12 protein-coding genes and 2 other annotated features are annotated in these 11,071 nt (G+C 40.5%); of the genes, 2 read left to right on the forward strand and 10 right to left on the reverse strand.

The window, feature by feature from the left end:
* Positions 1-141 precede the first annotated feature (141 nt).
* Both HNQ41_RS04100 and HNQ41_RS04105 read right to left on the reverse strand, forming a co-directional pair.
* Positions 142-1,203 carry a M42 family metallopeptidase gene (locus HNQ41_RS04100; RefSeq protein WP_184663316.1) on the reverse strand — a complete coding sequence of 354 codons (1,062 nt, stop codon included), beginning with the start codon at positions 1,201-1,203 and terminating at the stop codon, positions 142-144.
* A 96-nt stretch (positions 1,204-1,299) separates the two neighbouring features.
* Positions 1,300-1,803 carry a dUTP diphosphatase gene (locus tag HNQ41_RS04105; RefSeq protein WP_184663158.1) on the reverse strand — a complete coding sequence of 168 codons (504 nt, stop codon included), beginning with the start codon at positions 1,801-1,803 and terminating at the stop codon, positions 1,300-1,302.
* A gap of 177 nt (positions 1,804-1,980) precedes the next feature.
* Between HNQ41_RS04105 and HNQ41_RS04110 the strand changes: the two genes are divergently transcribed.
* Positions 1,981-2,376 carry a sigma-w pathway protein ysdB gene (locus tag HNQ41_RS04110; RefSeq protein ID WP_184663159.1) on the forward strand — a complete coding sequence of 132 codons (396 nt, stop codon included), beginning with the start codon at positions 1,981-1,983 and terminating at the stop codon, positions 2,374-2,376.
* A 100-nt stretch (positions 2,377-2,476) separates the two neighbouring features.
* Here HNQ41_RS04110 and HNQ41_RS04115 read toward each other — a convergent pair whose 3' ends face one another.
* The 8 genes from HNQ41_RS04115 to HNQ41_RS04150 form a co-directional block, all read right to left on the reverse strand.
* Positions 2,477-3,055 (reverse strand): TVP38/TMEM64 family protein, encoded by a 579-nt coding sequence (locus HNQ41_RS04115; protein ID WP_343043323.1) that lies wholly within the window; start codon positions 3,053-3,055, stop codon positions 2,477-2,479.
* 59 nt (positions 3,056-3,114) lie between these two features.
* Positions 3,115-3,411: a DUF1294 domain-containing protein gene (locus tag HNQ41_RS04120; RefSeq protein ID WP_184663160.1), complete on the reverse strand. Its 297-nt coding sequence runs from the start codon at positions 3,409-3,411 to the stop codon at positions 3,115-3,117.
* Positions 3,412-3,605: 194 nt separating this feature from the next.
* On the reverse strand, positions 3,606-3,962 hold the full coding sequence (gene rplT, locus HNQ41_RS04125) for a 50S ribosomal protein L20 (protein WP_184663161.1): 357 nt from the start codon (positions 3,960-3,962) through the stop codon (positions 3,606-3,608).
* Between the two features lie 40 nt (positions 3,963-4,002).
* Positions 4,003-4,200: a 50S ribosomal protein L35 gene (rpmI, locus tag HNQ41_RS04130; RefSeq protein ID WP_184663162.1), complete on the reverse strand. Its 198-nt coding sequence runs from the start codon at positions 4,198-4,200 to the stop codon at positions 4,003-4,005.
* A gap of 88 nt (positions 4,201-4,288) precedes the next feature.
* Positions 4,289-4,795, reverse strand: coding sequence for a translation initiation factor IF-3 (gene infC, locus HNQ41_RS04135; RefSeq protein ID WP_184663318.1), 507 nt, complete (start codon positions 4,793-4,795; stop codon positions 4,289-4,291).
* 125 nt (positions 4,796-4,920) lie between these two features.
* Positions 4,921-5,040, reverse strand: a sequence feature (ribosomal protein L20 leader region).
* 71 nt (positions 5,041-5,111) lie between these two features.
* Complete coding sequence (locus HNQ41_RS04140) at positions 5,112-7,295, reverse strand: EAL domain-containing protein (protein ID WP_184663163.1); 2,184 nt, start codon at positions 7,293-7,295, stop codon at positions 5,112-5,114.
* 176 nt (positions 7,296-7,471) lie between these two features.
* Positions 7,472-9,406 carry a threonine--tRNA ligase gene (gene thrS / locus HNQ41_RS04145; RefSeq protein ID WP_184663164.1) on the reverse strand — a complete coding sequence of 645 codons (1,935 nt, stop codon included), beginning with the start codon at positions 9,404-9,406 and terminating at the stop codon, positions 7,472-7,474.
* Between the two features lie 70 nt (positions 9,407-9,476).
* Positions 9,477-9,729: a binding site (T-box leader), on the reverse strand.
* A gap of 73 nt (positions 9,730-9,802) precedes the next feature.
* Positions 9,803-10,672 (reverse strand): sporulation protein YtxC, encoded by an 870-nt coding sequence (locus HNQ41_RS04150; RefSeq protein WP_184663165.1) that lies wholly within the window; start codon positions 10,670-10,672, stop codon positions 9,803-9,805.
* Positions 10,673-10,838: 166 nt separating this feature from the next.
* Here HNQ41_RS04150 and HNQ41_RS04155 point away from each other — a divergent pair, with 166 nt between their 5' ends.
* Complete coding sequence (locus tag HNQ41_RS04155; protein ID WP_184663166.1) at positions 10,839-10,988, forward strand: hypothetical protein; 150 nt, start codon at positions 10,839-10,841, stop codon at positions 10,986-10,988.
* Positions 10,989-11,071 lie beyond the last annotated feature (83 nt).

The raw sequence follows: 11,071 nt of genomic DNA on the forward strand, positions 1-11,071 counted from the left end.
CTGTGTTACCACCATATGGAACAGCCGCTATTTATTTAAGCAGAAGTGATTTTATGAGTGTAACTCTCAACTTTATGAATAAATCTCATGCGCCATCAAAAAGACCAGCCGCGAGAACTTCTTCTCACGACTGGTCTTTTTTTACGTAAATGTAATCCGTTCAACGGTTTGTTTATCGAGTTTTTTAATGACTTCGACAATCAATTGAACAGCATGTTCAAAGTCATCTCGGTGTAAAACTGCAGCGTGTGTATGAATGTAACGCGTCGCAACCGTAATCGATAAAGCAGGTACACCATTTGCCGTTAAGTGGATAGAGCCAGAATCAGTTCCTCCACCTGCTATCGAGTCAAATTGATAAGGGATTTCCTTTTCATCAGCTGTGTCCGTAACGAAATCGCGCAATCCTTTATGAGAAATCATGGATTTATCATACATGATGATTTGCGGACCTTCACCCATTTTTGACTGTGCGTCTTTTTCACTTACACCTGGTGTGTCACCAGCAATTCCTACATCAACACCGAAAGCGATGTCTGGTTGAATATAATGGGCACTCGTTTTCGCTCCACGTAAACCTACTTCTTCTTGCACCGTCCCGACACCATATACAGTATTCGGGTGTTCTGCATTTTTCAGTCGTTTTAACACTTCAATCGCAATCGCACAACCAATGCGATTATCCCATGCTTTTGCCATTAACATTTTTTCATTTTTCATAACTGTAAAGTCGCAAACAGGAACGACAGAATCGCCTGGGCGAACACCGAATTGTTCTGCTTCTTCTCGGCTCGTTGCGCCAATATCGATAAACATATCTTTCTGATCGACGGCTTTCTTTCTAGCTTCAGGCGGTAAGATATGCGGCGGCTTTGAACCGATGACACCTGGAACATTTCCTTCTTTTGTCATTACCGTGACTCGTTGTGCGAGCATCACTTGCTCCCACCAACCTCCGACCGTTTGAAACTTTAAAAATCCGTTATCGTCGATATTTGTAACCATGAAACCGATTTCATCCAAGTGGCCGGCAACCATAACCTTAGGACCGTCCGTTACGGTTCCATCTTTTTTCGCAATCAAACTTCCTAGGTTGTCCTGAGTTACCTCATCGGCATAAGGAGAAATGTGACGAGTCATCACTTCGCGTGCCTCTCGTTCATTACCTGGGATGCCATTAGCATCGGTTAGTTCTTTTAGCATTGTTAATGTTTGATCCAATGTAGCCCCTCCTCAATTACGCTATGTACCTTATCTATTATAGCGGTGATTGTTGAATTTCTCAATTTTCGTTCGGATTTAATAACCTTCACGTTGCCTTTGGTAATTCACTTCATTCTTTTTTATGTACGCATCGATCATGTTTTGCTTAGTAATCCCTAATACTTGTCCTAACTTTAAAAATTGAACAAATAACGTTTGATACTCAGATGAACCCCTTTTTTTACGCAAAAGAGACAATGAATCAAATACATCAAGAAAAGCGTCAACTTGGGTTGTGACACTTTCAGCTTCTTCTTTTTCATCAAGCATTGCACTTACTTCATTCTCTGCATTTAATACAATACCTAATGACAACAAAAAGTGAAGACCATCAACATATTCTTCTTCGATGACAGAAGCGTCTGCTGATGGCTTCGTACTCCAAAATTTGAAGCATCGCGTCTCGTTTGCAAGTTCGCCTAACTCGACTTGAAAAGCGAGTATTCTTTTCTCAAATAAATCTTCATTCGTTAATTCGTGTTGTTCTTCAATATGTTTGTCTAAAGCTCGTTGCATATTAAATAACGTCTCAATATTCAATGAACGGCACTCCTTATTTATAATTTCTTCTTTTATTTTGCCTTTATTTATTGAAAAATGAAACCTTTGATCAAACTTAAACATATATTAAACAAAAGCATTGATTCATAACTCTTCATCCGATATGATCAAATTGAGCACCCTATAGACGTAAATGTGCGCAAAGGGGAGAATTCAATGACGCCTTTATTATTTCGATTTTTAATCGGCATCGCCATATCAATCATTATTTACAGTGTTGTGAAATATATAAGAGACCCGCGACGAAGTTTTGAATCCGCATACAATCAAGGTCGTTTTTTTATTTATGACGATGAAGAAAATGTCCGACAAAACTTGTTAATCACATACCGCGGAGTTTTATTTGAAGGGAAGAAATATGTTGGGGTCGCTGAGGAAAAGTTCGATGTCATCAAGATTTTAATCGGAACCGAAGAGACAGATCGTTTGCGTGGCTTAAAAAAGGATGATTTCTATTTCCTTGAAAAAGAATTAATCCTTCGCTATCCGAAAGCCAAGGTTGAGTGGAGAAGTCCAATTTTGGAATTCATGCGTCAAATTGAAAAACAATAACATTAAAAAGCTGACTTCAAAGGATGACTGCCATTTTCGCAGTATCTACACGTAGGAGTCAGCTTTATTTAATCCAATATGCACCACGCTTTGCGTCGCGCTAAGACGCTTGCCGTGAAGGGAAAAATTTATCCCACTTGTAACTAACCGTCCCTCGTTGGCCAAGGTAGTAAAACACGGCCATCAAACAGAGAAAAGAAATAAGCGATATGAGTGGCGGCATATCCGTAATCGCCCTGCCAAAGGATGTATAAAGAAGTGATGGAAGAATAACCCCTCCAACAGAGTACTTCATATAATCACGAAAAGAACCTGTCATTTCCATAAGGTACAAACTTAACAAATGAAAGTGCACAAACGGCATCATTCGCAAAATCATCACTTGTCCTAAAGTGAGCATTCGATCCTTAAATAGCTTCGTTTTTAGCTTTGTAACTTTTTGACGAATCGCAGGAAAACTCTCGACTAGGCGATAAAATATAAAACTCATCAAAGACAAACCAATCACAGAATAAATCGTTCCATATACAACACCAAATAGATAACCACCAATGATACAAATAACCATGACTGGCACAAAAAAGAGTGGTCGAATTAAATGAAGAAAAATGAATAATAGCGGCGCAATCCATCCAGCTCTTTCAATAAAATGAGGAATCTCTTCGATGCCTAATTCCACGATGCACCCTCCTCTCTTCTATTCTAAAATATGAACGAGCTTATCAGACTATGCTTATTTTAAAATCTTGAAAATGTGATGAGAATGGTGATAAAAGCACTCATCTGAACGACGATTAACAACGGAATCCCATATCGAAAAATAGGCTTTTGCGACTTATGCCTAAATATTTTCATACCAATATATACCCCAATACTCCCCCCGAGTAACGCACAGTACCACAGTGTTTTCTCCTTCACGCGCCATTGATTTTTCTGTGAACGCTTTTTATCTTTCATCATGATATACAAAGAAAACAAGTTCAAAAATGACCATATAACAACGAATAAGATGCCGCCATATGCAGCAACTGACATAACGCTTCACCACTTCCTGGCCTTTTAACAACATATGCTTGACTTCACTAACGCGAACGTGCACTTGTCTTCATAAGCAAAAGAGGCTGACTCATGTAGTCATGAAAAAGGAGGAGATTCGTAAAATTACTCATCTCCATTCGCTTTTCCATCTTATACCTGAGTCAACCTCTTCTATTAGACATATTGCTTAATTATTTTAATTGCGATTTTGCTTTTTCTGCAAGATCAGCAAATGCTTTTTCATCACTGATTGCAAGGTCAGCAAGCATCTTACGGTTCATTTCGATTCCCGCTTGCTTCAAACCATACATAAAACGGTTGTAAGAAAGACCGTTAATACGCGCTGCAGCGTTGATACGTGTGATCCATAGTTTACGGAAGTCACGCTTACGCTGTCTACGGTCGCGGTATGCGTATTGACGTGATTTCATTACTTGTTGTTTTGCTGTTTTAAACAAACGGTGCTTAGAACCGTGATATCCTTTTGCTAACTTTAGTACTTTATTACGACGACGACGTGTGACATATCCACCTTTTACTCGAGCCATCGTTGATCCCTCCTCGGCTTATCTTTTATATCCGTTCAATTTATCGTTGTGAAACTAATTGTTCAATACGGCTTTGGTCACTCTTATCAACAAGCGCACCTTTACGAAGTTGACGCTTTTGCTTTTCACTCTTGCTGCGAGCTAAGTGACTTGTGAATGCGTGAGAACGCTTAAGACGTCCTGATCCTGTTTTTCTGAAACGCTTTGATGCGCCTTTATGAGATTTCATTTTTGGCATAACTGTGATCCTCCCTATAAAAATTCGTTGTCTTAGGTTGAATGAGGCGGTCTACTCGACCGTGATGTTTAACACTAATAACTTGAGGTTAGCTTTCGGTATTGTTAGGCGCTAACATTAAGAACATGCTGCGACCTTCCATTTTTGGTTTTGCTTCTACGGTTGCGATATCTTTGCATTCTTCCGCTAAACGTTCTAACACGTCTTTTCCGATTCCTGAGTGCGTAATCGCACGTCCACGGAAACGAATCGATGCTTTCACCTTATCGCCTTTATTTAAGAACTTACGAGCATTACGAAGCTTTGTATTGAAATCATGTTCCTCAATGTTCGGACTGAGACGAACTTCTTTGACGTTGATCGTCTTTTGATTTTTACGTGCTTCTTTTTCTTTCTTTTGCTGCTCGTAGCGATATTTACCGTAATCCATGATCCGGCACACTGGGGGTTTTGCGTTTGGTGCAACGAGAACAAGGTCCAAATTAGCATTTTCAGCCATTTGCAAAGCTTCCTGCTTCGATTTCACACCGGCTTGATCCCCATCTGGGCCAATGACACGTACCTCCCGGGCACGAATGTCTTCATTAATGAACATGTCTTTACTAATAATGAGCCACCTCCAAGGATTATTCAACGGATCAAAGCAAGATAAAAGTTTGTATAAGCACCGTCCGTGCTTTATCATCAAACGCACGATCAGCGCCCTGAAAGTACATTTAATCATTAAAAAAAGTGTGGGTACATACGTCGCCCACACTTCCGATTCACTCGATCTACACGGTAACCTGTCAACATCTTTTAAGTCAATCAGGTGAGAAGCGGGCGCTTCTTCTTGCTTTGCGTCCAATTTTTGTTCACTTGAATAAGGTAACATAGCTATATTTCTTTGTCAACAACAAGGAAGATAAGAACTAGTCTTCATTTTTAGTTCGTCTAGAAAGGATTTCGTTTGTGAACTGATCTGCAGGTAATGGCTTACTAAAATAGTAACCTTGCACATAGGTACAATCGTGTTGTTTTAAGTTTACTAATGCATCCTGTGACTCGACCCCTTCTGCAATCACATACAACCCTAGACGATGGGCCAGTTGGATTGTAGAAGAAACGATCGCTTCATCTCCTAAATCATTCGGTAAGCCAAATACAAACGACTTATCAATTTTCAAACTCGTCACTGGGAATTTCTTTAAATAACTTAACGATGAGTATCCCGTCCCAAAATCATCGATCGCAATTCGAAAACCAATTTCACGCAACCTCTTTAAGGTGTTGATCATTTCTTCCGTATTTTCCATAAGCCCATTTTCGGTGATCTCTAATTGAAAATGCTTTGGGGATACACCTTCTTCCACTAATATCGATTGTATATCCTCTACAAACGAACCATGTCGAAACTGCCGTGAAGATATATTAACAGACATCGTCAGAGATGTGTAACCCATACCTTGCCACCATCTTAATTGACGGCACGATTCACGAATAACCCATTGCCCCAAAGGAACAATCAAACCTGTTTCTTCAGCGATATCGATAAATGCCAATGGTGATACGACGCCACGCTCAGGATGATTCCAACGTACTAGTGCTTCAACACCCTCTAGTGTACCATTTATGGTCGTGTTGATCGGTTGGTAATAAAGTTCAAATTGCGTATCTGACTTTAACGCTTTTCGAAGATCATTTTCTATTTGAAAACGGGAAAACAGCTTGTCTTTCATCGAACTAGAAAAAAAGCGATACGTATTTCGACCTGATTCTTTGGCCGTTAACAGAGCTAAATCTACATATTTGAGAAGCTCTGCTGAATGTGCAGCAGCATCAGGGTACATACAAATACCAATGCTTGCTTTTTGATAAAACGCGCCACCTCGATAAGAAAAAGGGTAATCGAATGCGTCAATGATATTTTCAGCACACTGCTTTGCTTCTTGTTTTGTTACACCGTAAAGTAAACAAAGAAACTCGTCCCCCCCTAAGTGGTACAAACTGGCTGACTCTGTCAACGTTTCTGTACCTACTTGTTGAATCCTCGATGCTGCTCCTCTAATAAGCTCATCTCCTGCAGCATGTCCTAGGGAATCGTTGATATTTTTAAATTGATCTAAATCTATAAGAAGTACAGCAATATTTTCGCTGTTTTTTTTCGCTTTTATAATTTGAGGGGTTAAATCCTCTTCTAACTTACGTCGGTTTGGCAGTTCTGTGAGCATATCGTGATAAGCAATGCGTTTGACAGCAAGTTCTGATCGTTTAAGATCCGTTACGTCACTTACAGACCCGACAACTTCAATAACTTTATTCGTACCATCTTGAAAGACCGGTGAGAAGTCAGCATGCAAATAACGACCTTGTAATTCAAAGTCAAAATTGACGGTTTCCCCATTAAATGCTTCCTGAACTTGTTCAAACATGAGTTGTTCATTTTCTTCACCAAATACATCAACGACCTGCTTACCTTGATAATATTTTGGATCCAATTCGATTTCTTTAGCTAAACGACCTTCTATAAGTGTTAAACAATAGTTTTCCGACCCTTGGTCTTTTATTTTCACAACAAAATTTTGTAGGTTTTCGATCACGGTCACATAATCGCTTTCGATTAATTCACGCATTCTTTCTTCATGTTCTTTACCTTCTGTAATGTCTGTCCGAACAGAAACATACTTTTCTGGTTTCCCTTCATCGTCACAAATCGGATAAATCGTCGTTTTTACCCAATAAGTCGACCCATCTTTTGCACTGTTTTTTATCTCCCCTGTCCAAACTTCTCCAGCAGAAATCGTCTTCCACATATCGCGATAAAATGAAGACGTGTGGTAACCTGATTTAACGATACGATGCGTGCGACCAATTAATTCGTGGCGTTCATATTTTGAAATTCGACAAAATGTATCATTTACTTGTTCAATCGTTCCGTTTTTATCGGTAACAACAACAATTGACGCTTCATCGAAAATTTTTAGCAGTTTCTGGAATTCTGTCAGTTGATTTTTTGTATTTTCACTTGGCTTGATTTGATGATTTTCTAATTCTGTAAGCAGTTGCTCTATTGCTTCACAGTTGAGTGGACGATCAGACCTACCGTTTGTGACCATCGTTTATCCCCCTGATTTCACATGTCTTTTAAATTTCTTGACGATTTTTTGACAACTTACAGCAATTTTATCATTTTTTCGTCATTGTTCAACAACGTTTCATCAGACATACACAATAACCATTTTTTTCAAATGAAAAAGAGAGGCTTATATTAACGCCTCCCTTTTCGTACATTTTATTTACGCTTTTCGATTTCATCTTTCATGTTGAAGATGAACGTTTCTAAGCCTACTTCTTCAGTGTCTTTTTCACTATATTTACGTACGTTAACTGATTGATTTTCGATTTCATTATCGCCTAAGACGAGGATATATGGCGTTTTTTGCATTTGTGCTTCGCGGATTTTATAGCCGAGCTTTTCATCACGGACATCAACGTCCACACGAACACCTGCTTTTTGAAGTTTCTCTTCAACTGAACGTACGTAATCCATATGCACTTCACTGACCGGAATGACTTGTACTTGAACAGGAGCAAGCCATGTTGGAAGCGCACCTTTATATTCTTCAATGAGGAATGCAACGAAACGTTCCATCGTCGAGACGATCCCGCGGTGGATCACAACTGGTCGGTGATGATCGCCATCTTCTCCAACGTACGTGAGGTCAAAGCGGTTCGGCAAATGGAAGTCAAGTTGCGCTGTGGAGAGCGTCTCGTCTTTTCCTAAAGCAGTTTTTACTTGCACGTCTAGCTTTGGACCGTAAAAGGCTGCTTCACCTTCAGCTTCAACGTAATCGACACCCATTTCATCGACAGCTTCTTTTAGCATCGCTTGTGCTTTTTCCCACATTTCGTCGTTGTCGACGTATTTTTCTTTGTCTTCTGGGTCTCTATAAGACAAACGGAAGTAGTAATCATCGATGCCGAAGTCTTGGTATACATTTTGAATAAGCTCAACGACGCGGATAAATTCTGCTTTTAATTGGTCTGGACGGCAGAAGATGTGCGCGTCATTTAATGTCATCGCGCGTACACGTTGCAACCCTGCAAGAGCACCAGACATTTCGTAACGGTGCATCATACCAAGTTCAGCGATACGAACCGGCAAGTTGCGGTAACTGTGCATATCGTTTTTATAAATCATCATATGGTGCGGACAGTTCATCGGGCGCAAGACCAGACCTTCGTTATCCATTTGCATCGCCGGGAACATATCCTCTTGGTAATGGTCCCAGTGTCCAGACTGCTTGTACAAGTCAACGCTTCCGAGGACCGGTGTGTAAACATGATCGTACCCGAGACGTTCTTCTAAATCAACGATGTAACGTTCAATTGTACGACGAATCGTTGCCCCTTTCGGAAGCCAGATCGGTAAACCTTGTCCAACTGTTTGGTTAATCGTAAAGATGCCAAGCTCTTTACCTAGTTTACGATGGTCGCGCTCTTTTCGTTCTTCAAGTTGTTTTAAGTATTCGTCGACTTGCGCTTGTTTAGGGAAAGCTGTCCCGTAAATACGTTGGAGCATTTTATTGTTGCTATTCCCACGCCAGTAAGCGCCATTTACGTTTAAGAGCTTGAACGCTTTTAATTTTCCAGTCGATGGGACGTGTACACCTCGGCATAAATCAAAGAATTCACCTTGCTCGTAAACGCTAATTGTTTCTCCTTCTGGAATGTCTTCAAGAAGTTCTAATTTCAATTCGTCACCGATTTCTTCATAGCGCTTCATCACATCTTCACGCGTCATTTCTACTCGTTCAATCGATAAGTTTTCGTCAATGATACGCTTCATTTCCTTCTCAATATTCGGCAAATCTTCTGGTGACAGTGTATGTTCCATATCAATGTCATAATAAAATCCGCCTTCGATCACAGGGCCTACACCTAGTTTCACATCACCGTAAAGTCGTTTTACAGCTTGTGCCATGAGGTGGGCTGTACTGTGGCGTAAAACTTCTAATCCGTCCTCTTGATCAAGTGTCACGATTTCAATCGCACCATCTGTTGGTAGGGGCGTATGAAGGTCAATCATTTCTCCGTTAAACTTTCCAGCCACCGCTTTTTTCTTTAAACCTGGACTGATCGAAGCTGCAATATCCTCTGTCGTTGTTCCAGTTGGAAAAGGTTTTGCTTGTCCATCTGGAAACGTGATTTGTAATTCTTCAGCCATCATTCTCACTCCTTCACATTTTTTTGTTTCATACAAAGTAACGAAGCATACAAAAAACACTCATCCCTCTCAAAGGGACGAGTGTATACTCGTGGTTCCACCCTGATTCTGCAGTCTCATCACAATAGAAGACGTACTTCATCGTCTGAGAAACAGCACTCGGTCGCGGTAACGGGCGTCGCCGTCAGCAGATACTTACGATCAGTGTTCCCTGCTGAAGTTCAGAGGTGGTAAGTAGACGTTTCGTGTTAAGAAGCTTGCAGCCGATGACTTCTCTCTCTGAAAACCGTAAACGACACTCTTGTCCTCGTCATTACATTGAATCGTATGATCACTTATATGAAGGTATTATATCCAACGTAACAACGAAAATCAAGGGGGTCACTTGTCACCTCTTCAACTTCTTTCAAATACGCCTAGTTTTTCTTGACTCACAATGCGTATACGTTCTTGGAAAATCGTAAATAACGTTTGCATGATTTCTTCCTGCTCCCGGTGGGCATGAACATACACGTAATTTGGTGCTATGCTAACGAGTGGACTAATCACCCTTTCAGAAAAAGGAAGACCTTCGTCAAAATTGACACGGTCATCTGTCATGCTAAGGAGCATCATTCCGTCTAATTCACTCCCCTGATCATCGTACAGTGTTAACTCATTTTTTAGTACAAGGTGAACTGATGAGATCTTCGGAGGGTGATTGGCAATGAAATCACGACACGTCTCAATCATCGTTTGATAAGATTGTTCTAATTTATATTCGTCAATGGCCGTTTCCAAAATAGGGATTAAATAGTCTTCCTTCTGCTTGAGTCGAAAATAAATAAACGAATCATATGAAAAATCAACCATACTTCTTAAAAAATGCAAAAATTGATCATAAATAAATCCATGCCACTCGTCCCGGCGTTCTTTATCAAATAAATCAGGGTAGTCACCGAACAACATCTGACGAGCCATACGAACAATCTGTTCGATTTCAACCTCATCTTGATAGAAAAAACGACTTCGCAGTACTTCAATCAGCCAATGTTTTTCAAAATGTTTTAACGTTTGATTTTTTAAAATGGAAGCCAGTAAAGAAGTCACTTGTTCTTTGGCTTCTTCAGCGTAATGAATAATTACAACAGAACTTTGCTTGCGTTGTCTACGAAATACACATGTAACTGTTTCTGGTGCATTCGCATAATATGTATGAAATGAATCCTGTATATGTTGGGAAAATTGACTTCCTAAATCAACGTCATCAAAGTAAATTCGTAGCACCGGCATCCCCCCTGAACATGCATAGCGAAAACAGGGCTTTGCCCCATCGCAATATCTAATACATGTATATGGGTCCAAAAACGTTTTATGCCCAATTTCTACGAAAAGCGAAAGGTGCCTGGTAATCGGCGACTAGCGCTGGAGGCTCGGCAAGTAGAAGCGCTTTTTGCTTCTATTGACGAGTCGAAGCGACCTCGAGCCGATGGCACCTATAGCTAGACACTACGAAAAGCGAAAACGCCTCGAACACGAGCGACAAGCACTGGAGTTCCGACAAGAAGAAGCGATTTCTGCTTCAATTGTCGGAACGAAGTGACCTCGAGCTCGTAGGCGTTTGAGCTAGACACTAAGAAAAGCGAAGGGTGCCTGGCAATCGGCGACTAGCGCTGGAGGCTCGGC

Source organism: Texcoconibacillus texcoconensis (assembly GCF_014202575.1).
GTDB lineage: Bacteria > Bacillota > Bacilli > Bacillales > Salisediminibacteriaceae > Texcoconibacillus > Texcoconibacillus texcoconensis.

Coding starts and splice junctions, on each gene's coding strand:
- HNQ41_RS04100 (WP_184663316.1), bottom strand. CDS start 1,203: ATGCTAAAAGAACTAACCGATGCTAATGGCATCCCAGGTAATGAACGA.
- HNQ41_RS04110 (WP_184663159.1), top strand. CDS start 1,981: ATGACGCCTTTATTATTTCGATTTTTAATCGGCATCGCCATATCAATC.
- HNQ41_RS04120 (WP_184663160.1), bottom strand. CDS start 3,411: ATGTCAGTTGCTGCATATGGCGGCATCTTATTCGTTGTTATATGGTCA.
- rplT (WP_184663161.1), bottom strand. CDS start 3,962: ATGGCTCGAGTAAAAGGTGGATATGTCACACGTCGTCGTCGTAATAAA.
- rpmI (WP_184663162.1), bottom strand. CDS start 4,200: ATGCCAAAAATGAAATCTCATAAAGGCGCATCAAAGCGTTTCAGAAAA.
- infC (WP_184663318.1), bottom strand. CDS start 4,795: ATGTTCATTAATGAAGACATTCGTGCCCGGGAGGTACGTGTCATTGGC.
- HNQ41_RS04140 (WP_184663163.1), bottom strand. CDS start 7,295: ATGGTCACAAACGGTAGGTCTGATCGTCCACTCAACTGTGAAGCAATA.
- thrS (WP_184663164.1), bottom strand. CDS start 9,406: ATGGCTGAAGAATTACAAATCACGTTTCCAGATGGACAAGCAAAACCT.